The sequence below is a fragment of the Patescibacteria group bacterium genome, assembly GCA_028715115.1.
Taxonomy (GTDB): Bacteria; Patescibacteriota; Patescibacteriia; order UBA2591; family UBA4787; genus JAQUSN01.
This window is the reverse complement of the sequence record JAQUSN010000001.1, coordinates 68,101-92,260: the sequence shown is the minus strand read 5'-3', so window position 1 is coordinate 92,260 and position 24,160 is coordinate 68,101. Positions and strand designations below refer to the sequence as shown.

20 protein-coding genes and 1 tRNA gene are annotated in these 24,160 nt (G+C 40.3%); 15 read left to right on the top strand and 6 right to left on the bottom strand.

The window, feature by feature from the left end; translation table 11 throughout:
* Nucleotides 1-68 precede the first annotated feature (68 nt).
* From eno to PHV78_00435, 8 genes are all read left to right on the top strand, one after another.
* Nucleotides 69-1,331: a phosphopyruvate hydratase gene (eno, locus tag PHV78_00470; protein ID MDD5395727.1), complete on the top strand. Its 1,263-nt coding sequence runs from the start codon at nucleotides 69-71 to the stop codon at nucleotides 1,329-1,331.
* Between the two features lie 36 nt (nucleotides 1,332-1,367).
* Nucleotides 1,368-1,709, top strand: coding sequence for a hypothetical protein (locus PHV78_00465; protein MDD5395726.1), 342 nt, complete (start codon nucleotides 1,368-1,370; stop codon nucleotides 1,707-1,709).
* 2 nt (nucleotides 1,710-1,711) lie between these two features.
* Complete coding sequence (gpmI, locus tag PHV78_00460) at nucleotides 1,712-3,310, top strand: 2,3-bisphosphoglycerate-independent phosphoglycerate mutase (protein MDD5395725.1); 1,599 nt, start codon at nucleotides 1,712-1,714, stop codon at nucleotides 3,308-3,310.
* Nucleotide 3,311: 1 nt separating this feature from the next.
* Entirely contained in the window at nucleotides 3,312-4,898 is a 1,587-nt protein-coding gene (gene gpmI, locus PHV78_00455) for a 2,3-bisphosphoglycerate-independent phosphoglycerate mutase (GenBank protein MDD5395724.1), read from the top strand.
* A gap of 156 nt (nucleotides 4,899-5,054) precedes the next feature.
* Entirely contained in the window at nucleotides 5,055-5,600 is a 546-nt protein-coding gene (locus tag PHV78_00450) for an RNA polymerase sigma factor (GenBank protein MDD5395723.1), read from the top strand.
* A 10-nt stretch (nucleotides 5,601-5,610) separates the two neighbouring features.
* On the top strand, nucleotides 5,611-6,366 hold the full coding sequence (locus PHV78_00445; protein ID MDD5395722.1) for an exodeoxyribonuclease III: 756 nt from the start codon (nucleotides 5,611-5,613) through the stop codon (nucleotides 6,364-6,366).
* Nucleotides 6,367-6,495: 129 nt separating this feature from the next.
* Nucleotides 6,496-7,398: a DUF5667 domain-containing protein gene (locus PHV78_00440; GenBank protein MDD5395721.1), complete on the top strand. Its 903-nt coding sequence runs from the start codon at nucleotides 6,496-6,498 to the stop codon at nucleotides 7,396-7,398.
* 389 nt (nucleotides 7,399-7,787) lie between these two features.
* The gene (locus tag PHV78_00435; GenBank protein MDD5395720.1) at nucleotides 7,788-11,537 is read left to right on the top strand and encodes a hypothetical protein; all 3,750 of its coding nucleotides are present in this window, start codon (nucleotides 7,788-7,790) and stop codon (nucleotides 11,535-11,537) included.
* A 295-nt stretch (nucleotides 11,538-11,832) separates the two neighbouring features.
* Here PHV78_00435 and PHV78_00430 read toward each other — a convergent pair whose 3' ends face one another.
* The 5 genes from PHV78_00430 to secG form a co-directional block, all read right to left on the bottom strand.
* On the bottom strand, nucleotides 11,833-12,384 hold the full coding sequence (locus tag PHV78_00430) for a hypothetical protein (GenBank protein ID MDD5395719.1): 552 nt from the start codon (nucleotides 12,382-12,384) through the stop codon (nucleotides 11,833-11,835).
* A 145-nt stretch (nucleotides 12,385-12,529) separates the two neighbouring features.
* Nucleotides 12,530-13,525 carry a tryptophan--tRNA ligase gene (gene trpS, locus PHV78_00425; GenBank protein ID MDD5395718.1) on the bottom strand — a complete coding sequence of 332 codons (996 nt, stop codon included), beginning with the start codon at nucleotides 13,523-13,525 and terminating at the stop codon, nucleotides 12,530-12,532.
* 22 nt (nucleotides 13,526-13,547) lie between these two features.
* Nucleotides 13,548-13,633, bottom strand: a tRNA-Leu gene (locus PHV78_00420).
* Between the two features lie 17 nt (nucleotides 13,634-13,650).
* On the bottom strand, nucleotides 13,651-15,393 hold the full coding sequence (locus PHV78_00415; protein ID MDD5395717.1) for an ABC transporter substrate-binding protein: 1,743 nt from the start codon (nucleotides 15,391-15,393) through the stop codon (nucleotides 13,651-13,653).
* Nucleotides 15,394-15,440: 47 nt separating this feature from the next.
* Complete coding sequence (gene secG / locus PHV78_00410) at nucleotides 15,441-15,659, bottom strand: preprotein translocase subunit SecG (protein ID MDD5395716.1); 219 nt, start codon at nucleotides 15,657-15,659, stop codon at nucleotides 15,441-15,443.
* A gap of 162 nt (nucleotides 15,660-15,821) precedes the next feature.
* Between secG and PHV78_00405 the strand changes: the two genes are divergently transcribed.
* Both PHV78_00405 and groL read left to right on the top strand, forming a co-directional pair.
* Entirely contained in the window at nucleotides 15,822-16,112 is a 291-nt protein-coding gene (locus PHV78_00405; GenBank protein MDD5395715.1) for a co-chaperone GroES, read from the top strand.
* 20 nt (nucleotides 16,113-16,132) lie between these two features.
* A complete protein-coding gene (groL, locus tag PHV78_00400; GenBank protein MDD5395714.1) occupies nucleotides 16,133-17,770 on the top strand; it encodes a chaperonin GroEL in 1,638 nt (545 codons plus the stop codon).
* A 289-nt stretch (nucleotides 17,771-18,059) separates the two neighbouring features.
* Here the strand turns inward: groL and PHV78_00395 are convergent, their stop codons facing one another.
* A complete protein-coding gene (locus PHV78_00395) occupies nucleotides 18,060-18,524 on the bottom strand; it encodes a hypothetical protein (protein ID MDD5395713.1) in 465 nt (154 codons plus the stop codon).
* Nucleotides 18,525-19,197: 673 nt separating this feature from the next.
* Between PHV78_00395 and PHV78_00390 the strand changes: the two genes are divergently transcribed.
* The 5 genes from PHV78_00390 (at nucleotide 19,198) to PHV78_00370 (ending at nucleotide 24,156) form a co-directional block, all read left to right on the top strand.
* Nucleotides 19,198-19,530 (top strand): hypothetical protein, encoded by a 333-nt coding sequence (locus PHV78_00390; GenBank protein ID MDD5395712.1) that lies wholly within the window; start codon nucleotides 19,198-19,200, stop codon nucleotides 19,528-19,530.
* A gap of 2 nt (nucleotides 19,531-19,532) precedes the next feature.
* Nucleotides 19,533-21,914: a phosphoenolpyruvate synthase gene (gene ppsA, locus PHV78_00385; protein MDD5395711.1), complete on the top strand. Its 2,382-nt coding sequence runs from the start codon at nucleotides 19,533-19,535 to the stop codon at nucleotides 21,912-21,914.
* 14 nt (nucleotides 21,915-21,928) lie between these two features.
* The gene (locus PHV78_00380; protein ID MDD5395710.1) at nucleotides 21,929-23,134 is read left to right on the top strand and encodes a prepilin-type N-terminal cleavage/methylation domain-containing protein; all 1,206 of its coding nucleotides are present in this window, start codon (nucleotides 21,929-21,931) and stop codon (nucleotides 23,132-23,134) included.
* Between the two features lie 122 nt (nucleotides 23,135-23,256).
* A complete protein-coding gene (locus PHV78_00375; GenBank protein MDD5395709.1) occupies nucleotides 23,257-23,535 on the top strand; it encodes a metal-sensitive transcriptional regulator in 279 nt (92 codons plus the stop codon).
* An 18-nt stretch (nucleotides 23,536-23,553) separates the two neighbouring features.
* A complete protein-coding gene (locus PHV78_00370; protein MDD5395708.1) occupies nucleotides 23,554-24,156 on the top strand; it encodes a hypothetical protein in 603 nt (200 codons plus the stop codon).
* Nucleotides 24,157-24,160: the final 4 nt, after the last annotated feature.

Genomic DNA, 24,160 nt, shown 5'->3' with positions numbered 1-24,160 from the left:
GCCGTTTCTTTGATTAAGTCTTAAAATTTTGTTAAAATATTAATTTATTATAAGTAAAAATTTTTTATATGGCAAAAATCAAACAAATTATAGCTCGAGAAATTTTAGATTCACGCGGCATTCCTACCGTGGAGACCAAGGTTATTTTGGACAATGGCCTTACGGCCCGCGCCGCCGTGGCTTCTGGCGCTTCAACTGGCGTCCATGAGGCGGTCGAGCTTCGCGATGGTGATCCGAATCGGTTTTTAGGAAAAGGCGTTTTAAAGGCCGTGGCTAATGTTAATGAGATAATCGCTCCGACCTTACTTGACCTAGAGATCAACCAACTTTCCGTGATCGATCAAAAAATGCTAGATTTAGACGGAACGGAAAATAAAAGCAAACTAGGCGCTAATGCTATTTTAAGTGTATCGTTGGCTTGTTGCCGCGCCGCTAGTTTAAACGAACAAACCCCGCTTTATAAATATATTCGTAGCGCCTATTCTTTACCTTTAACTACTTTTTCTTTGCCGACGCCGATGTTTTTAGTAATGGAAGGCGGTAAACATTCAGATGCCGGTTTGGCGGTTCAGGAGTTTATGATTATTCCGCAAGCTCGCGATACTTTTGCGGAAAAATTAAGGATGGGAGTAGAAATTTTTAGTGCTCTAAGGATGGTTCTAGAAAAAAGAGGCCTAAGGTCAGCCGTGGGAGATGAGGGTGGCTTTGCTCCAAGGGCTAAAACAGTCAAGAATGCCCTGGATTTAATGATAGATATTTCTAATTATACGCATTACAAATTAGGTGAAGAAGTTTTCTTTGCCCTAGACGTAGCCGCTTCGGTTTTTTATCAAGAAAATAAAAAACAATATCGTTTTGAGAATAAAAATTATTCAAGCAAAAAAATGATCGAGATTTATCTTAGTTGGTTTAAAAAATATCCGTTTTTAGTCATCGAAGACCCTTTAGCCGAAGATGATTGGGAGAGTTGGCCGATTTTTACCAAAGAAGTTTTATCGATTCGGCCGGGGGCGGCGGTTATAGGTGATGATATTTTTAGCACTAATTTAAAACGATTACAGCGCGGCTTGAGTGAATCAACGGCTAACGCCATGATTATTAAACCCAATCAAGTAGGCACTATTACTGAAGTAATCAATTGCGTTAAAGAGGCGAAAAAGAATAACTATAAAATAGTTGTTTCGCAGCGCGCCGGCGAACCTAACGATGATTTCATCGCCGACTTGGCCGTAGCTATTAATGCTGATTATATTAAAACTGGCGCGCCCAATCGCGGCGAAAGAGTGGCCAAATATAATCGTTTACTGGAAATTGAGCAAGAATTAAAATAAAAATTTTAATAAATAGTTTTATAAAAATATAAAATTATGCACGTTATTCATGAGCCAGATAATTTTTCCTTCGAAAGAATTGGCATTAAGGGTAAAATATTTCCCATTAAAAATTTAACCGACAAAACGCATTACTTTTTAATTGAGACTGAGACCGGTCATGGTACAACTATTTTAGAGCATGAATCAGATTTTATTTATTATGTTTTAGAAGGTAGCGGTTATTTTTTGATTAATAATATCAAAGAAGAGTGCGCCAAAGGCGATTTAGTAATAATTCCCCACAATAACCGGTTTACTTATAAAGGAAAATTAAAAATGATTGCTACGGCCACTCCTCCTTTTCGGTCAGAGCAAGAAGAGACGCTAGTTAATTAATTATGCCTAAAAAAACAAGTCCGACACTTCTTATTATTTTAGACGGTTGGGGCGTGGCGCCGCCTTCGCGCGGTAATGCTATTACTTTAGCTAAGACCCCGACCTTTTTAGATTTAAAAAATAAATACCCCTACACAGAATTATGCGCTAGTGGCAAATGCGTTGGTTTACCTGTTAAGCAAGATGGAAACTCCGAAGCCGGACACCTTAATCTAGGCGCCGGTCGCATAGTTAAAGCCGATGCGGTTTATATTTCAGAGAGCATCAAAGATGGTACGTTTTCGAAGAATCCAATTTTTTTAGAGGGCATTAACTACGCTAAAAAAAATCATTCAAAAATTCATTTAATGGGTCTTATTACCGAAGAACAAAGCGCCCATTCTTCGCCTGAACATTGGCTGGCTATGTTGAATTTTTTGGACCAACGTAAAGTTAATGAAGTTTATCTTCATCTTTTTACCGACGGCAGAGATTCGCCCCAACATGCAGCCATTAATATTATTCGCCGTTTTGAAAATAAACTTAGAAATACCCACGAATATAATAGTCATTATGGCGTGAATAAAAGCGGCCGTGGTCAGGTAAAAATCGCTAGTATTTGCGGTCGTTTTTACGCCATGGATCGCAACAAAGATTGGGACAGAATTTCAAAGGTTTATAATTTATTGGTTTTGGGCGAAGGGCTAAAAGTCAGATCAGCCGAAGAGGCCATTGTTCAAGCTTATAATCGCAGCGAGACAGATGAATTTATTTTGCCTAGCATTATTTGTAAGAATAATCAGCCGGTCGCAACCATCGGCGATAAAGATGTGGTTGTTTTTATGAATTTGCGTTCTGACCGCGCCAGAGAATTAGCTAAAGCGTTTACGCAAAAAGATTTTAACAAACAAAATCCCGGTTCTTTTCATCGCCGCCGCTGGTCAGAGGAAATATTTTTTATCGCTTTAAGTGATTTTGGTCCGGATCTTGATTTGGTGCGTACAGCTTATCCCAGCCGTTTAATTACCGATAGCTTACCTCTTGTTTTAAAAAATTATCGCCAATTATATTTAGCCGAAAGCGAGAAATTCGCGCATATGACTTTCTTTTTTAACGGCGGTTACGATCATCCAGTCAATGGAGAACAACGTTTAATGGTTCCTTCGGCCCAGGTTAAATCTTATGACTTGAAGCCAGAAATGAGCGCGGCCGAAATAACAAAAAATATTCTAAAAAATATTTCCGAGTTTGATTTTATGGCTATTAATTTTGCTAATCCCGATATGTTGGGCCATACTGGAAATTTAGAGGCCACCATAAAAGGCCTTGAATTTACCGATCACTGTTTGGCTAAAATAGTTGATAAGTTAAAGGAATTAAATGGTTCCCTGGTGCTTACCGCCGATCATGGTAATGCCGAAGAGATGATTAATTTAGCCACTGATGAAATTGACACTCAACATTCAACCAACCCTGTGCCCTGCATTTTGGTTAGTTCTGAATATAAAAAGGCCGAGCTAAGACCGGGCGGCAATTTAGCCGACGTGGCGCCAACTATTTTAGATTTAATGGGAGTTGAGCGGCCCTCGGACATGAAGGGTAAGTCGTTAATCACTAAATAGTATGGAAGAAATTAAACCTAAAATTAAGCCGGTCGTTCTGGTTGTTCTAGATGGTTGGGGCGTGGCTGCGCCCTCTCAGGGGAACGCCGTTACTTTAACTGATCTGCCGGTTTGGCAAAAACTTTTAACCAATTATTCTGCCTGGACCTTGCAGGCTGCTGGCGAAGCCGTTGGTTTGCCTTTTGGCGAAGCTGGTAACTCAGAGGTCGGACATTTAAATTTAGGCGCCGGTAAAATCGTTTGGCAAAGTTTACCTAAAATAAATAGATCCATAGCCGATGGAGAGTTTTTTAAAAACTCCGCTTTTATAAAAGCTATTGAATCAGTCAAAAAAAATAATTCAAAATTACATTTAATTGGTTTAACTTCTAACGGCGCGGTTCACTCTTCACTCGAACATCTATCTGCTTTATTGGATTTAGCTAAAAGTCATGATCTTAGTAATGTTTTTGTTCATGCTATTTTAGATGGTCGAGATACGGCTTTTAATATTGGCGAGTCGTTTATTAAACAAATACAAGATAAGTGCCAGCGCCTAGGTTGCGGTAAGATCGCCACCCTTTGCGGCCGTTTTTATGCCATGGACAGAGATAATTATTGGGATAGAACGCAAAAAGCCTATGAAGCTATGATCAATGGCAAGGCTGATAAAACAAGCCAAAATCCAATACAGGCGGTTTTAGATTCTTATGAGCAGAAAATTTTTGATGAAGAATTTTTACCCACGGTTATTGTCGATGAAAAAAATCAGCCGATCACCACAATTGACGATAAAGATGCGGTAATTTTCTTTAATTTTCGACCAGAAAGAATGCGACAACTTACTCGCGCCATAACCGTTTTGAATTTTAAGAATTTTACTCGCGCCAAATTATTAGCTGATTCATTCTTTGTTACTATGACCGAATATGAACCGGGCTTGCCGGTTCAAGTCGCCTTTCCTCCGGAAAGGGTAGAGCAGCCTTTGGCAAAAATTATTAGCGATGCTGGCTGGCGGCAGCTTCATGTAGCCGAAACGCAAAAATATGCCCATGTAACTTTTTTCTTTAATGGTGGCGCGGAAAAACCGTTTAAACAAGAAGACCGATTGTTGATTCCTTCGCCGCGAATTTCTTCTTTTGATCAAAAACCAGCCATGGCTGCGTCAGAAATTTCAGCAGCTGTCATTAAGGCCTTGGATTTAGGGGTCTATGATTTTGTCGTAGTTAATTTTGCCAATGCTGATATGGTCAGCCACACTGGCAATCTAGAGGCTGCGCAAAAAAGCCTGCAGGTAGTTGATGAAGAATTGGGCAAAATTTTATTGCAAGTTTTAAAGCAGGGCGGTGTGGCCTTAATTACTGCTGATCATGGCAATATTGAGGAAATGGTCAATTTGCGCAATGGCGAAATAAACAAAGAACATTCAACCAGTCCAGTACCCTTTATTATAGTAGGTAATGATTTTGAGTTGTCGCCGCATTTGGATCAGCCCGTTGATTTAAGCGCTTTAACGCCGAGCGGCGTTTTGGCCGATGTGGCGCCGACCATCTTAAAATTAATGGGTTTGCCTAAGTCGCCGGAAATGACTGGTACCAGCTTAGCCTAAAATACAAGATAATTTATGCCAGGTAGTAGAAGTTTGATAGTGCTTTTAGCTTCGTACTATCTTGGCTGGTTTATTTTAAATCGATTAAATTATTATTTTTTAACCCGTGCAAATAAATCGCACTAATTAAGAAACATCAAATTTTTACTACCTGGTATGTTTAAATTCGAAGAGAAAATCCTTTTACAACAGATTAAAAGAGGCAATCAAACGGCCTTTTCTCGGCTTTATGATCGTTATCAAGATAAAATTTATCGTTTTATTTTTTTTCGTGTTTCCAATGAAAGTTTGGCTCAAGATTTAACCAGCGAAACGTTTATAAAAATTTTACAATACTTAATTAACGGAAAAGAAGTAGAGAATTTTCAAAGTTTCGCCTATCAGGTGGCAAAAAATTTAGTCATTGATTTTTATCGCAGTCGCGGCCAAGAAGAAATGCCGCTTGACGAATCAATTAGTGAAAATGTTTCCGACGAAGATGTCGACGAAATGCTGGACGAGAAATTTAATCTGAATCAGATTGAATCTGCTCTGGGGCAAGTTTCAAATCCCTATCGAGATGTTTTGGTTTTAAGATTTATCGAAGATCTGCCCTTTAAAGAGATTGCCAAAACATTGAATATTAAAGAAGATAATGCGCGCATGCTGGCTCATCGCGGACTAAAGATGCTGCGCGATAAATTGGGCGCGCCAGCCAAATAAAACCTCCTTCATGAAAATATTAAGTTGGAATGTTAACGGATTAAGGTCAGTTTATAAAAAGGGCCTGATTAAAAGTCTAAAAAGCCTTAAGCCGGATATTGTTTGTTTCCAGGAAATTAAAGCTCAGGAGAGCGACATACCCCATATTTTACTTAAATATCAAGGGTATTTTTCATATCTGAATTTAGCCGAGAGAAAGGGTTATAGCGGCATTATAATCCTTGCTAAAAAAGCGCCGCTTAAAATAATCAATAAGTTGGGGCTTAAAAGGTTCGACCAAGAGGGCAGGTTTTTAGAATTAGTTTACTCAGACTTTATCTTAATTAACATTTATATGCCGCATGGCAGTAGAGATAAAAAGAATTTAAAATATAAATTAAAAGTTTATAAATATTTTTTAAATCATCTTAAAAAAATAAAAAATAAAAAAATAATTATTTGCGGCGATTTTAATATAGCTCATGAAGACATAGATTTAGCCCGGCCAAAATCTAATCGCCACAATATTATGTTTACTTCACCCGAAAGGAAACAAATTAGCGATTTAATTAATTTAAAATTCATCGACACTTTCAGAAATTTTAATCAAGAGGGCGGTTATTATACTTGGTGGCCGTATTTTGCCAAAGCTAGGCAGAGAAATTTGGGTTGGCGCATAGATTATATTTTTATTTCCAAAAATTTAATTAAGCGCTTAAGAGGCGCTTACATATATAGTAAAGTTTTAGGATCAGATCATTGCCCGATTGGTGTTGGTTTTAAATGACCGCATAAGCCTTAAACCCTTTATTTTATAAGGTTTTTGGGTAAAAGAGATCCCTTAATCGGGGTCTTTTGTCACGTTTTTGGCCTTTTTACGTCTTATTTAGTGTAAGTTAAAACCCAAAAAGTGCCTATGTCAAATAATTATAGCCTGTTAACAGGCTTAAAAAAATTAAATCATAAAAAGCCAGACCATTTGTGGGCTGATAGCAATAAGCAACATTTGTTGACTTATTTGTCCGAGAATACGGGAGCCCAATCAAGCGGTCCGGTTTTTTATTTTAATTTACGTCCAGCTATTGCCACTTTTGTGCTTCTTGGAGTTGTTTGTTTTACCGGCGTCTCAACAATTTTTGCCGCTAAAAACAGTTTACCCGGACAACCTTTATATACAGTAAAGAGACTGACCGAGCAAGTTAGGTTAGCCATGACCACCAACCAAAACCAAAAAAATGTTTTACGTGCTGAATTAATAACTACCCGCGTTGAAGAAGTAAAAGTTTTGGCACGCCAAATCCAAGGTGGCGCTGACGGCAATGCCGAAAAGAACTTAGTGGCCGCGGTCACTAACATTAAATCAGATATCAGCACCTTGAAAAACGAATTAAACGCCAATAGCCCAGTCGACGACAATGTTAAACAGGTTGAGCAAGGATCTTTGCCAATTCAAGACGGCAAAACTATGGCCGGCCTTATTTTATCGTCTGATGTACAAAAATCTTTAGATGAAACCAAGGCTTCGTTGGTCAAAAAAGATTTAAATACAGCTTTAACCAAGGCCGGTGAAATTACCGATAAGATTAGCGCTGTTTCCGGTCAAGTTGATGCAACCGATCCAACGGTTACTGGCGACAATTCTACCTCTACTCCGGTTATCAACCAGTTAGATACGGTAATCATCCCCACCGTTCCGGTGGTTAAGCCCAGCGAAAAACCCGTAAATACTAATAACTCGTTGATTAAGCCGGTTGACGAGGTTAAAATAGACATCGTCAAAGAAAACACATTTAACGGAGACGTCATTTTTGAAAAATAATTTAATTTTAATATTTAAGGATTACAATTGGTTTATATATTATTTTTTATAATCTACCAATTATAAGTCCTCTGATCTTAATCCATTTCTCCTTTAATTACCTGAATTGGGTTAAGGTTAAGCCCTAATCCGTTCGCCACCCATCTCCGTCTCCGTCAATTGACGGATGACGGATGACGGAGCGAATTAGGACGGACTATTAAAGGTCGAGTCTTAAAAACGAGTTAAACTTTCAAATCGGGTTAACCCTTGAAGGTTTAAACCATTAAGATAGGACTAACTTAATTAAATAGTGCAGATTGTTAATTTGACAGGACATCTAATAATTTAATTGGTTATTATCTGTTCTATTCAAAATAAATGATTTGTACTCAAAAGAGTTTTTACTTATGTCAAACCTAAAGAAAGCGTTATACTTTGGTGCTAGCGCTGCTTTAGTGCTTTCCAGCATGGGCGGTGTTTTAACTGCCAGTGCCGTGACCATCTCTGATGGCGATTTAGTTAAGGTTGCTGGTTCTCCAGCTGTCTACTACATCCAGGGAGCTACTAAACGCGTTTTCCCTCATGCTAATGTTTATTTATCATGGGGATATCCATCAAACTATAGCACTGTCAAAACTGTAACTGCTACTGATTTAGCCGCTTATAGTGATGGCAATGCGATGCCTTTCCGCGATGGCTCACTTTTCCGTGGGACTAGCTCGGGCATTGGTGGATACGCCAAAGAAGCTGTTTATTTTGTTCAGGGTGCAACACTTAGACCCGTTGTGTCTTCTGCCGTTTATCAGGCCTTATTCAAGGATCCAAACTGGTTGAAGGTTACTTGGGTCCCGAGTGACTTATTGGATAAGTTCACTTATCCTTTAGGAGATTTAATTACCTCTTCTACTACTCATTCAGATGGCTCTTTAGTCAGATACGATGAGGGTGGTACGATCTATTTGATCTCCGGCGGCGTTAAGAGACCTTTCGCCTCTACTGCTGCTTTCACTGCCAATCGTTATTTAACTTCAAATATCATCTTAATTGGAGATACTGAAGTTTATTCGACTGGCACCACTATTACCGGCGCCGAATCCGGTTTATTAACCCCTGGTTGGGTTGGTACTCCTACTGTCGGCGGTTTAACTGCTAGCGTCGCCGAATATATTTCTGGCGCCACTCTACCTCCTACCGCGGCCAACGTTGACCTGTTAAAGGTTCGTTTATCCGCTGGTGCGACCGCAGTTAACGTGACCGGTTTAGTTTTCCATCGAACTGGCGTTGGTGCTACTACCGACTGGACCTCTATGGCGGTTTACGCCGATGGCGTCCGCTTAGTTTCTTCCGGTCGAACCATTAGTTCTGATACTAATGATGTAGAGTTCCCGACCCTCGATATTTCTATTCCTGCCAATTCCTCTAAAGTTATTAGCTTAAGAGGTACTGTTAGTAATCCTGGTACTACTGGTGGTCGTCACGCCTTCTCTTTGAAGACTGTGACTACTGCTGCTACTGTAACCGGCCTACCAGTTTCTGGTAACGAATTCGTTATCGGTGTGACTGGTGGTAGCACTGTTACTGTTGCCGCTGGTACTTCCATCAGCAATCCAACCATTGGCGCTCAGGCAGCTGAGATTGCTTCATTCAAATTAACTGCCGGAGCCAATGATATTGACTTTAAGGAAGTCGTTTTGACTTTGAGCGGCAGCTTAGCTCGTAGCTCAGCTACTAACTTGAAGCTATATCAGGAAGGCACTTTATTAGCCACTGCGGCTAGTGTTGCCTCTAACGATACTGTTACCTTCACTTTAGCCACTCCATTCACCATTACCAAGGGCAATAACCGCATTTTCACGGTTAAAGCCGACTTAGCTGGTCGAGTTGCTGAAACTTTGACTGTTAAGGTTGATGATGTTGATCACTTAGTTGCTATCGACAAAATTTCCGGTTATGGCGCCGCTGTTAGCGGTCCTTCCATTTCTGTCGGCAGCATAACTATGCAGGGTGGCGTGGTGAGTATAGCTGACAATGGTCCGACCGCCAGCTATATCGGCAGGAATCTTCAAGACGTTGTCTTAACTAAGTTCTCTTTAACTTCTGGCAGAAATGTTGAAGTTAAAAAATTAAGAGTTGTGTTAAGAAGCGATGGCACTAATCTTATTATTACCAACGGCATTACTGATTTAAGAATTAAAGATTTAGACACTGGCGCTACTGTTATGTCTAAATCAATCAGTACCTCGAATTGTGTGAACGCAGATTCCTGCGTTACCGCCAATGCTGATGCCGATACTAATCGATGGGATTTAACTGACGTTTTCAACTTATCTGCTGGTGTTACTAGACACCTAGCTGTTACTGTTGACGTTGGTACTAGTGCTACCTTGCCGACTGAATATATTCGCGCTGACGTTTTCGCCGTTGAACACACCGCGGCTACTGATTATGAATTCCGCGATGTGAATACGGGCGATTATATCAAATTAGCCGACGTTATTCCTACTAGCATTACCGGTGACAATCAAACCATCCAGGCTTCCAGCTTAACTGTTGGCGCTGCCTCTACTCCAGTTTCTCAAACTGTAGTTAAGGGCGCTTCTAAAGTTGAAGCTTTGGGTGTTAATTTGACTGCTGGCAATGCTTCAGATGTTAAAATAACTCAGCTTCAAGCTAGAGTTTACGTTAACACTGCCGCCACACCAACGACTGGCAATGGCGCTACTGAAGTGACCACACCGAATGCTAACATTACTTCGATTTATTTGTATGATGGCACTACTTTGCTATCTACCAAGACTCTTAGTAATACGGCATCAACCCATGATTACGGTTTAGTTACTTTTGACAATTTAAATGTCAATATTACTAAATCGGCTACTAAAAAATTAACCGTCAAATTCGACGTTAGCAGTCAATCTGCGGCTGTTTATACTTTGACTTCTGTCTTAGGCGCTAATATTACCGCCTATGACGGCGACAGCAATGTCATTGATATGTCTGCTGCTAGTGATGCTAACGCTATTGCCGCTTCCGCTGCTAACAAGATCGCCATTACCGTTTCTACGACTGGTACTTTAACCACTGCTCAGGATGCTAATACTCCTGTGGCTGGTATCGTCTTAGCCGGTAACGACAATGTTGTCTTGGCCAAGATTAAATTCACGGCTGCGACCGAGCAATTTGTGGTTAATAAATTCAGAGTTAAATTAAATACCGCTACTAACGATGGTAGTATTGACACTGTCACCATCTCTCCAGAAGGCGGCACTGCTCAAACCAGTTCGTTAACCTCTGGTTATGCTAACTTCAGCAACGTTGGTTGGACTATTCCGGCCGATGGTACCAAGGTCTTAACGATCTCGGCTAAATTATCTACCATTCTTTCTACTATTGACGCTACTGGTCGTAACTTAAAGATTGGTGTTGATGGAACCACTGCCGACGTTTTCGAAGCTGTGGGTACTTCACAAACCGTCTTATCTGCTCCGACCAATGCCAGCGATATTTATGGCAATAATATGTACTTAAGAGCCACCAAACCAACCGTTACTTTAACTGCTCTTTCGAACACTATTCTAGCTGATGGCACGATGACTCTCTATAAGTTCAATGTTGCTGCCAGTACCTCTGGTGCGTTAACTGTCAAGAAGTTGAGCTTCTACGTTACCCCCAATGATGCGGGTACTGGTGGAGCTCTTACTCTTAACACCTGGAAATTATACGATTATGATGATCAGTCTACTGCTTTAGCTGGTACATGGTCTAATGGTACTTCTACCTCTACCACCGGTGCTATTTCTATCACCGCTGCTAAGACCATGCAGATTGAATTAACTAACGAGAAAGAAGTTGGCGCCGGTTCTACCAAGAGCTTTATCTTGAAGGCCGTTGTTTCCAACTCCACTCAATACGATTCAGTCTTAACCAGCATGCCAGTTTCCAATGATACCAGTCCTCTAACCGGTGGCTTGAGCGATCATGACACCGAGTTAGCCCAACTTGACGATGGTTCTACTCAGTCTACGGTTGATTTCTTATGGTCTGATAAGGCCAAAGGTATTAACCATGCTGAGACCTATCAGTCAACTTATATGGATTGGACCAATGGTTACTTGGTTACCGGTTTACCGACTGATAACCAGACATTGTCCAGGTAATCACACTTTAACGTTTTGATCGTAGCGTACGAATAACGATTCGCAGTTAGAAGTACAATAAAAGTACTTAGTCTAACAACCAACCCCCTCACTCTATCAGAGTGAGGGGGCTTGGTTTTGCGGAGAGCTCAATTTAAGGTTAATTAAAAAAGTTAGTTAAGAATAAACAGTCGAGAGTAATAGTTATTAATAATACATAATACATAATTAATAATAAATAATAGATAATAAATAATAATAAAAACGCATATTTTCTCGGTCGAGAAAATATGCGTTTTTCTATATTTACTGATTTTTATATTTTTATTTCCTCAACCAACAGCAACTTAACATAATTCTCCAAAGAAAAATATTTAATAGATAGTTGGGTTTTTTCGGCGACATCGTAGGGACAAATCCATATACTTTGCTGTAATTTTTGATAACTCATTATTTTTAAAGATAATCGGAAACGATCTCGGTTTTTTCTAAATTCTTCGGGGATATCGAAGATAACCATTTGCCATTTTTTATCTTTACGGCACTGCATGTCGGTTTGTTTTAAATTGATTTGCAGGATTTTATCTTTAGCCTTCGGAGTCAGGATAATAGCCTTGGCATTATTTATTTTAGTAGTTTTAATAAATCCACTTCTTTTAAGTCGATAGATAAGAGCGCTAAAATTTTTCTTACGTAAAGATTTTTGGGTAAGATGTTTTATCGATAGGTAATCGACATACCCTTTGTTGTAAAAAGCAGTTTTAGGTCGAGCGATGCTTAGAAATTGTTTAGAAGAGGTGACTTGATCAGCTTTTTCGAGGTATTTAAAAATTGTCCATAAAATTTTTTCGTTTATCGATAACTTCATAAGATAATTTTATAAATAATTAGAATGTTACTTAATTATTTAAATTTTAATTATGCGCATATTTTCTCGGTCGAGAAAATATGCGTTTTTTAGTTGATGAAAATAAAATAGCCATCGATAAATAGTGCTATATTATATATTGCGTTTAATAGAATAAGCCGGTTTTATTTTTTATCTCTTCGATATTTTTCCTAGCTATGGCTCTAGCTCGGATAGCGCCGTCAGCTAAAATCTTTTTAACTTGGTTGAGATTTTTAATTAATTCGGCTCGCTTTTTTTGTATCGGTTCAAGTTCTTTAATAATATTTTTGGCTAAAAGCTTTTTACAATCCAAACAGCCGATACTGGCTTTTTGGCAATTAGTTGCAATATAATCAATCTCATCTTTAGAAGAGAAAAATTTATGTAAAGCATAAATATTGCATTTTTCCGGCGCGCCAGGGTCGGTTCTTTTTTTTCTGGCTTCATCAGTCACGGCTGTGGCCAGTTTTTTTTCAATTACTTCCGGGCTGTCGGTAATGGCAATATAACTTTCCGGGCCCATAGATTTGCTCATTTTTTTAGTTGGGTCGGTTAAACTCATTAGCCGGGCGGCTTTGGTTAAAAGCGGCTTAGGTTCGTCGAAGGTTTTACCAAAAGCATTGTTAAATCGGCGGGCGATTTCACGCGATAGTTCCAAGTGTTGTAATTGATCTTCTCCGACCGGCACAACAGTGGCCTTATAAAGTAAAATATCAGCGGCCATAAGAACCGGATAATCAAATAAACCCATGTTTACGGCTTCTGGATGTTCTTCTGATTTATCTTTGAACTGTGTCATTCTTTTTAAATCACCAATCGGAGTAACCGTGTTTAAAATCCAGGTTAATTCGGTAGTTTCTGGCACGTCAGATTGGACGAATAAAATAGTCCGCCGGCTGGCGGATGGGTCAATGCCGCAAGCCATTAAATCAATAGCTAAATCTAAAGTCATTTGAGGCATTTTTTTGGCGTCATAAGGCACGGTCATGGCGTGATAGTTGACCACGCAAAAAAGGCTATCGTATTTTTCTTGCAAGGCCACCCAATTTTTGATAGCGCCTAAATAATTGCCGATATGGATAACTCCAGTTGGTTGTATACCGCTAAATAAACGGCTCATAAAATGATATAAAATTTTAATATGGTGCCCACGGTCGGGGTCGAACCGACATGCCCTTGCGGGCCAGGCTTCTGAGACCTGCGCGTATACCAATTCCGCCACGTGGGCATCGTTGAGCACTATTTCTATTTTACCACTTTTTTGGTTTTAATATACCAGTTGGCAATGCCATTAAATCGGTCCGCCGGTTGGTTAATTTTTGTTAAATGAATTCCTTTAATATTTTTGTCCACCAAATAAGTGTAAGAGGTGCTATAGAGGAAGATAGCCGGAACTTCGTCAGTAATAATTGTTTGGAATTCTAAATATTTTTTCTTTCGTACTTCGGGAAACGGTGTTTCTTCGGCCTTAATCAATAATTCGTCGACTCTGGCATTACTAAAAGAGGTCAGGTTTAGTCCAGGGCTTTTTTGTTGAGAAGAATGCCAGAGGGGATAGGGGTCGCTGTCAAAATTTTGGATGACGCCGAAGACAAGCGCTTCGTAATTCCGGGTAGAAATAATATCTCTTTGAATCGCGTCGGCCGGCACAGTAACCAGCTTAGTTTTTATTCCCAATGTTTGCCAAGACTCTTGTATTATTTGGGCGACTCTTTCTAGCTCCGGCTGTTGAACCGTAGTTAGGGTTATAGACAGGGTTCTTTCTTTTTGATGCCAAAGTTCGTCATCTCCCTTTTCCCAGCCGGCATTTTCCAGGAACTTAGCCGCCTTATCAACGTCATAATTATATTTTGTAATAGCCGGGTTATAATCGCTCGACAAAGGCAGGATGGGGCCGTCGACAATTTGGCCGTTGCCCACTAAAACTTCGTTTAAGATTTTTTCTTTTGGTGTGGCGTAGGTCAGGGCTTTGCGAACAGCTTTAGAGGCAAGTTCGTTGTTGCTATTAGCATTGAAAAATATAGCCGTGTATTGCGGGAGTTGCAGATTATATTTTTTAAAAGTACTAGTAAGGCCCAATTGTTCTTCAAAGTATTTAGGTACATAACTAATGCCGCCAACCCGTCTTTTTTTAACTGCCTCGGCTAAGGAATCAAAATCTGAATAAAAATTTAAAACCAAGGTGCTTAAATATGCTTTCTGGTCGTAGAATTTATTATTACGTTCCAGCGTATAAGATTTTACAAATCCACTTTCGGTGCGGCTAATTTTTTTGAATTGAAACGGGCCGCTGCCGATGGGCTTGATATTATAATCGTTCAAAGAAAATTGTTTGGCTGGAATATTTTGCCAGATATGTTTTGGGATCAGACCAACTGTTAAAATTTTCAAAAAACTCTGATTCGGTTTTTTTAAGATAAACTCAATGTTATAATCGTCTATTTTATTAACCCTTACGTCTTCAAAATATGGGCTCCAAGGATTTTTTATTTGCGGGTCTTGAATCGTGGCGATATTAAATAAGATGTCATCGGCATTAAGCGGTTCACCATCTTGCCAAACTGCATTATTTTTCAGCTCTATTTTATAGCGCAGATTATCTTCGCTGATTTTATAGGTTTTTACCAAATCAGGCGCAATTTCTAAATTTTCATCGTATTTAAATAAACCAGAAAAAATAATTCTGGTTAATGATAAATCTACTTCGTTGTTTTTTGCCAAAATCGGATTTAAGTATTGCGGTTCGCCCACCATTCCTTCGGTATATTGTCCGCCGCTGCGCGGAGCAGTTTTCAGCGCCGAGTTGGGCGTGCCCACTACTAATCCGATTAAACTCAAAATGGCCAAAATCGTTGCCGAACTAATAATTATTTTTTCTTTGCGACTAAGGAAGCGGGGTAGATATTTTAGTTGTTTAATTTTGGGCCATTTTGTCGGAAAAACATTTTGAATCAGCTTCTGCTGAAATTTTATATCATGAAGAAACATAGTGTTTATTATTAAGCGAGCCCAGACAATAAAGAGTTTAATATTCTTTACCTTATGAGCAAGCGAGCGACGCCTAAGCCTAAGAAAATGACAGCCAAAACAACAGTAGCAATGAAGATCTTTTTTTCCAGGCCGCGCCTAGTGCTATAAAACTCCCCACCGCCACCAAGAAGAGACGATAAACCGCTGCCGCGAGATTGCAATAAAACAGAAATAACAAGCAGGGCGGTTACTATAATTTGAGCAATATCCAGATATTTAGTCATAATAATAAAGGATTAATTTTTAAGCTATTTCATTATAGCACGATATTTTTTAGCGTCAAGAAAGAGGGCCATAAACGCAGAACCCTAGACATGGTTTTAAAATAGTTTATAATAATTAATAATAGGCAATGAACGCCAATTTAATTTTTAAAAGGAAGTTTTATGTCAAATCTACAACCCATTAATGATAGAGTTTTAATTAAGCCGCTCAAAGAGAACGAAAAAACCGCAGCTGGCATTTTTTTACCGCAAACAGCCGAAGAAAAATCCGACAAGGGCGAGGTTGTTGCCGTCGGCCCCGGTAAATTATTAGACAATGGTTCGCGTGCACCGATGAGCGTAAAGCCTGGCGACAAAGTGATTTTCGATAAATATGGCGGCGAAGAAATAAAAATAAACAAAGAAGAATTTATTATTGTTAGCGAAGACAAAATTTTAGCAATTATTTCATAACTCGTAAACTTCTAACATTTATGGCAAAACAAATTTTATTTAACGAAGAGGCTCGTACGGCCATGAAGCGCGGCATTGATAAATTAGCCGCGGCCGTAAAAATTACCTTAGGCCCCAAGGGTCGCAACATAGCCCTAGATAAGGGTTATGGTTCGCCGACCATTACTAACGATGGCGTGACCGTAGCCAAAGAAATTGAGCTTGAGGATAGATTCGAAAATGCCGGAGCGCAACTATTACAAGAGGCGGCCTCGAAAACTAATGATGTGGCAGGAGATGGTACGACCACAGCTGTAGTTTTGGCGCAAGCGATTTTCAGCCAAGGCCTAAAAAGCGTCACGGCTGGCTCTAACCCCATACTAATTCGCCGTGGGATTGAAAAGGGTGTGGCCGCAGTAGTTAAAGAATTAAAAGAAAAAATTGCTAAACCGGTTTCCACCCCAGAAGAAATCGAACAAGTGGCTTCTATTTCAGCTAGTGACGTTAATATCGGTAAAATTATTTCCCAAGCCATGGCCAAGGTCGGTAAAGATGGAGTAATCACCGTGGAAGATTCACAATCTTTTGAAATGTCCCTGGAAGTGACCGAGGGCATGCAGTTTGACCGGGGCTATATCTCGCCCTATATGATTACCAATACTGAAAAAATGGTTTCAGAATATAACGATCCATTAATTCTCATTACTGACAAAAAAATTTCGGCTATTAATGAAATTGTTCCGCTTTTAGAAAAAATGTTGCAAGCCGGCAAGAAAGAATTAGTTATTTTTGCTGATGAGGTTGAAGGAGAAGCTTTGACCACCTTAGTTTTAAATAAACTAAGAGGCGTATTTAATGTTTTAGCAGTTAAGGCGCCTGGTTTTGGCGATAACAAAAAAGAAATGTTGCAAGATATTGCCATTTTAACCGGCGGAAAGGTTATTACTGAAGATTTAGGTTTAAAATTAGAATCAGTTAGAATTGAAGATTTGGGCCAGGCCCGCCGAATTATTTCCACCAAAGACAACACAACTATCGTCGAGGGTAAGGGCGATCAGCAAGCGCTTAAAGATCGCGTTAGTCATTTAAAAAAAGAAATAGAAAAAACAACTTCTGATTTTGATCGGGAAAAATTTCAAGAGCGTCTGGCAAAGCTATCCGGTGGAGTAGCCGTGATTAAAGTTGGCGCGGCGACAGAAACCGAAATGAAAGAAATGAAATTTAAAGTTGAAGACGCTGTGCATGCAACCAAAGCAGCCGTGGCCGAAGGAATTGTGGTCGGCGGCGGAGTAGCCTTGATTCGCTGTTTGCCGGTTCTTGATACGCTTATGCTTGAAGGAGAAGAAAAACTGGGTATAGATATTTTAAGGTTAGCCCTAGAAGAGCCAATTAAGCAAATTGCGCATAATGCTGGTTATGAAGACGAGGGCGAGGTAGTGCAGAAAATAAAACAAGAAAAGGGTAATTTCGGTTATAATGCCGCCTCAAATAAATTCGAGGATTTAGTGGTAGCCGGTATTATTGATCCGGCCAAAGTAACCCGCACTGCTTTACAGAATGCTGCTTCGATTGCCGGCTTGCTTTTAACTACTGAAGCCGTGGTTACTGATTTGCCCGAAAAACAAGATAAACATAATCATGCGGCGCCGTCTATGGGCTTGCCTGGCGGAGAATATTAAAGATTATTAAAATTTTTGCAAAAACGGGTTTTTATAACCCGTTTTTGTTTTAATAAAATTAAAGGGCGTCTTGCGACGCCCTCTGTGAAGATGAGGTCTTAGTTCAGAAGCTGTACTTGCCTTCCGCCTTCCATGTCCATTGACTTGGGGGCGTGGGCGCGCTGGGCGCGGTAATGAGCCGTTCCCAGGCGAAGTAGAGCCTGAACTTGCCGATGATCCGATCGGCTCGCGGTCCGGCGTACAACGTCAATCCTTTCTTGTACTTAGCGTCGGCTTGTGCGCCAACGGCTCAGCCGTTGAGTCGTTGGAGTCCGAAGAGATATCCGGAGGGAACGATCTTGGGATCGCCCGGCGCTGCGGTCAGGCAGTAGTCGGCCGCGAACTTTGTTTCGAACTCTGGCCCGGTTGTCTTGCCGAGGCAGAGGCTCAAGACGTTGTCTGATGAGATGAGCGGTACGTAGGGCGTTGGGCCCTGCGAGGTATCGCTCACCGTCATAGCGATGAGCGGATTGAGACTCAAGACGCTGTTCTGGTTCATTTGGATCCGGAACATGGCTCCAAGACCCAAGTTGATGGACATAGGCTTGGCTGGGATCGGGATGCCGATCCTGGCCATCAGCGGTCCGAACAGGGTAGTGGCAGCCTTGAAGTTGGCCGGTTGACCGCTGCACATGGTCAATTTGACCACGTCGAACCCGAAGGTCGGGACGGTCAGAAGGCAGACGAGGCTTACGGCCACAAGCGTTTTTCTCACGGCATTCCTCCTTTGGTTTGTGTGCTTATATTGTAATTGTAGCAAAATTTTAGTGATTTGTCAAGATTGATATTTTTTTAAATAATAAGGCCCGCCGCAGATAAGCTGCGGCGGGCTAGAATGGATACACGCTGGACTGGTCCTCCTTGTCTGATCGGTGTACGCCTAGAGGTTGAGTTTGTCTGTGTAGTTGTCTGGGACGAGCAGGCACCCCTTGATGCGGATGGGTCCGTCTGATCCTTGCGAAGGAAATGCCGGCCAGACAAAGCCGGGAATAAGCGTGTCCTCGGTTTCGTTCGCCGGTCTCAGGACTACGATAATCGGCGCTTGAGTGCGAGGGATGTCGAGGACGCTTACCAGGCGAAGGGCGGCCGAGGCACGTCTTCCTGGGCGATGAAGGGACAAGATCATCCCTCCTTCTTTGAACAGGTCTTCCCAGTTGGTACCGCTGCTGCTGACGAAGCTGACCTTCTGGCAGCCGGCCATTGGCGGGACTCGTTTTGTTGGTGTTGCTTTTCGCGCCATTTGCTCTCCTTAAGTTATTACAACCACTAGAGACGCGTATTTATATGATATATAAAAGTAAATTTTTGTCAATGAAATATTGTTTTTTTAAAAGAAGACTGCTATAATAAGATATGTTGTATTTCATTAATTCGTAATCATTATTTTTATGACCGAAACAACCAACAAAGTAAAAGTAAGCGGTCGAGATGTTCTTTGGGTCGCGATTTCTTATTTGGGCGTTTTAGTTATTATCCCCTTCGGGTTAAAACAACGCAGCGATTTTATTAAGCATCATTTACGCCAAGGTTTGGCCCTTTTAATTGCTGAAATCATTTTTACTTTTATTTTCGTTTTCCCGATTTTTGGTTGGATAATTGGTATTTTGGGCTGGTTTCTTTGTTTAATATTTTCTGTTATTGGATTTTTTGCCGCGCTAGCTGGTAAAAAATGGAAATTGCCGTTGCTTAGTTTTTTATCTAAAAAAATTAATTTGGATTAAATATGTCAAAAGATTTTGTTTTACCATTTAAGAATCTAAGAATTAAGGACATCTCTAGGGTGGGCGGTAAAAATGCATCTCTTGGAGAAATGTTTACGCAATTAACTAAACATGGTTTGCGAGTGCCAGACGGATTCGCGACAACTGCCGAGGCTTATCGATATTTTTTAGCACAAACCGGTTTAGATAAAAAAATAAAAAAAGCACTAACCGGCCTCGATATAAAAAATTTGAAAGATTTGGCCTATCGAGGCAAAACCATCCGCCAGATGATTTCTGCCACTCCTTTGCCAGAAAAATTAACCAAAGAAGTTTTAAAATATTATCGGCAGTTATCAAAAAAATATGATACGGAAAATTTGGATGTCGCCGTGCGTAGTTCGGCTACGGCCGAAGACTTGCCGGGCGCCTCTTTTGCCGGAGCCCAAGAATCTTATTTGAATATTTCCGGAGAAGGAGAAGTTCTAAAGGCAGTTCGTCTTTGCATTGCTTCGTTATTTACCGACCGAGCAATTGTCTATCGCGTGGAACAAGGATTTGATCATCTTAAAACCGCGTTATCGGTTGGCGTGCAAAAAATGGTTCGCTCTGACCTGGCCTATTCTGGCGTGATGTTTTCTTGCGATACAGAATCTGGCTTTGCCGACGTGACCGTAATTAATTCTTCTTGGGGCCTGGGCGAGAATATTGTTAAGGGGCGCGTTACGCCTGATGAATTTATGGTTTACGAACCGTTATTAACAAAGGGCTATCAGCCAATTATTAAAAGGAAATTGGGCAGCAAAGAAGTGACCATGATTTACAATAAAGCATCAGGTCGGCCGACTAAAAATTTAACGACACCTATTGATAAAAGGCAAAAATTTACTCTCACTGATTCAGAAATTTTAGAACTAGCTCGTTATTCAATAACCATAGAAAAACACTATGGCCGGCCGATGGATATCGAATGGGCAAAAGATGGCCATGATAAAAGTTTATATATTATTCAGGCCCGGCCAGAGACGGTCCAATCCAAGAAAAACGTTAACGTTTTGGAAGAATATGTTTTTGACAAATCCGCAAAAAATAAAAAAGTTTTATTAGAAGGCATTGCCATTGGTTCAAAAATCGGTCAGGGCGAAATCAGGGTAATAAAGAACGTCAAAGAAATCGAACAGTTTAAGCCAGGGCAAATTTTAGTGACCAAGATGACCGATCCAGATTGGGTGCCGGTTATGAAAATGGCTAAGGCGATTATCACTGACGAAGGCGGTCGGACTTGTCATGCGGCAATTGTGTCGCGCGAACTTGGTGTTCCTTGTGTGGTTGGCAGCACTAAGGCGACTCAAATTTTGCGTTCTGGACAAAAAGTAACAGTTAGTTGCGCTGAGGGCGAGCGAGGAATCATCTACCAAGGAATTTTGCCCTTTACAATTAAAAAAACCTCTCTTAAGGGTTTATATCGGCCAAAAGTTAAAATTATGATGAATGTGGGCGAACCAGATCAGGCCTTTAATTTTTCTTTTATTCCGAGTGACGGTGTTGGATTAGCCAGAGAAGAATTTATTATTAATAATTATATCGGTATTCATCCGCTGGCTTTGCTTAATTTTTCTAAAATGCCAGCCTCGGTTAAAAAACAAGTCAAGCAAATTACGGCTGGCTATAGCAATAAAACTCAATTTTACGTCGACAAATTAGCCGAAGGCATTGGCCGTATTGCTGCTGCGTTTTATCCCAAAGACGTGATCGTTCGCTTTTCTGATTTCAAGAGCAATGAATATGCCAACTTAATTGGCGGAAAATTATTTGAACCAGTTGAGCAGAATCCGATGATTGGTTGGCGCGGCGCTTCAAGATATTATGATCAAAAATTTAAAGCAGCCTTTGATCTTGAATGCCGGGCGATTAAAAAAGTTCGCGAAATTTTCGGGTTAGACAACGTTATCGCCATGGTGCCGTTTTGTCGAACGATTGAAGAGGGCCAAAAAGTTATTTCGATTATTAACGCTCATGGGTTAAAAAAGCAGAAAGCAGGACTAAAACCGCTTAAGGTTTATGTGATGGCAGAAATTCCGTCAAATATAATTTTAGCCGAAGAGTTTAGTAAGATTTTTGACGGGTTTTCGATCGGCTCTAATGATCTGGCTCAGTTGACGTTAGGGCTTGATCGCGATTCAGGGATAATTTCACACATTGCTAATGAAAAAAATGAGGCAGTTAAAATTTTAATCCGTCAGTTAATAAAAATCGCCCATCAATATAAGCGCAAAGTTGGTATTTGCGGACAAGCGCCGTCGGACTTTCCTGATTTTGCTAAATTTTTAGTCAAAGAAGGGATTGATTCCATCTCTCTTAATCCAGACACGGTCATTAAAACCACCATGGCTCTGAAGAAATAAAATATTTAATATCTATGTTAAGTTTAGAAAAATCTGATTTTTCTCGACACTCCTTTACTCTCGTTGAATTACTCATTGTCGTGGCTATTATCGGTCTTTTGGTGGCCTTTGCGGTTCCCGGCTTTAGCGCTGCTCGAGCTAAGTCTAGGGACGCGAGACGCATGGCAGATCTTAAACAGATTGCCAATGCCTTGGAATTAGCCTATGCCACTAACAGCGCCTATCCTAATCCCACTGCTACTGCTTGTCTGTCTACTTGCGTGGCTGATTCTCCTCCGGCCTGGTGTACCAACCTTTTAGCCCAAATACCTAATATTCCTAATGACCCTCTACCTAATCAGCAGTGTTATCTATATAACTCAGATGGCACAAATTTCAGAATAGCTGCTAAATTAGAGTCATCTTCTAGCTATACCTCTTCTCAGGGCGACGGAGGCCTCTATCCTCAATTCTTTGAAGCTTATTCTAGTTTTTCTTCCATTCTTCTTTCTGCCTACAAGTCTGTTTGGCCATCAAGCGGACTTTCAAATCTTGATCCAAATTATTCTAGTTTATTGGGCTGGTGGAATTTTGAAGAGGGGACGGGTGGAGCCGGAGCAACGACAGTGGATGACTCGGGTTCGGGCAATAACGGAACATTAAGCGCTACACCACCGACTTGGCAAATTTCGGGGTGCGGTTCTGGTGGCTGTTTGAACTTTGACGGGACCAACAAAAATTACGTGCAGGCGAGTAGCGCTATTTCTACGCCCTCTGCGTTTACGGTAAGTGTATGGTGGAAACGACTTAGAGACTCTGGCGGCACAAATAGCACACATCATCTGATAGCTGCAGCTATTAATGGAAGTGGAGGCTATAATTTATTTCTTATTCCAAAGGCGGGATCATCAATACTCACCACGGTTAATGTGGACGGTGTTAGTAAAAATGCCACTGCTTCAATTTCCGACACTACTGTATTCTCTCATATTGTTATGGTTTGGGATGGATCGTTTTTAACTGCTTATGTAAATGGGGCTTCGGGAGCACCCACGGCGGCATCTGGCGCATTGGCGAGTGGCCCATCAAAGTTTCTAACGGGGAAATTTGGTTCAAGTTATTATGCGAACGGCCTTGTTGATGATATGCGCATTTATAATCGCGCTTTAAACGCCAAAGAAATATGCCATATTTGTCGGGAAATGCAATCAGCCAGTTTTTGTAATAATTGTTCCGAATAATTAATATAGTTTTGTTTAGTTTATCCACAGGCAAACGTTGCCTATTTTATTTTTAGTTATATAATAGACCCACCCCCAGGGGGTATGAATAAAAATAAAAATTAAAATTTAATTATTAATCTATGAAAAGCATCATTAAAAAACAAGTTCTAAACCGCATGAATTATTTAAAAGGACACCTAGAGGGTGTCCGGCAGATGGTTGCCGATGATGTTTATTGCATAAATGTTATTAAACAAAATTTAGCTGTCATTGCCGCCCTAAGAAAAGTAAATGATATTATTCTAGCTAATCATCTTAATACTTGTGTTACCACAGTCATTAAAAGTAACAATGAGCAGGCGCGCAAGAAAATGATCAAAGAATTATTGACAATTTTTACTACAAATCATAATTGTTAATTTTTTAATAAAAATTTTATGAATATACATAATAATTGTTGCCAAGAGCCAAATTCAAACAAAAAAGGTTTTTGGCAGGGAGCTCTTTTCGGGGCCTTCCCTCATATTCCATGTTTGATTTTTATTATTTTTTCTGTGCTGGGCGTGACAATTTTTACTTCAGTTTTTCGAGCGTTATTGCTTAATCGATATTTTTTCTACATCCTAATCGGTCTGTCTTTGGTTTTCGCTACTCTATCGGCCGTGTTTTATCTTAGGCGCCATAAGGCAGCTTCGCGCTTAGGTATTAAAAGAAAATGGAAATACTTATTGACCCTTTATGGTACTACCATTGGCATTAATTTATTATTATTTTTAGTTGTTTTTCCGTTAGTAGCCAATGTTAACCAAAACGGCCAGGTTTTAGCTCAAAGCAATTCGGTAATTCTTCAGGTAGATATTCCTTGTTCGGGACATAGCTCTTTGATTATTAGCGAATTACAAAAAATAAAAGGAGTGGGAACTATTTATTTTAGTTTGCCTAATCGTTTTGAAGTTAAATACGATCCGCAGCAAACCTCGGTTGACCAGTTATTGTCGGCTGGTATTTTTAAAGAATATCCTGCCAAGACAACCAAATAATCTA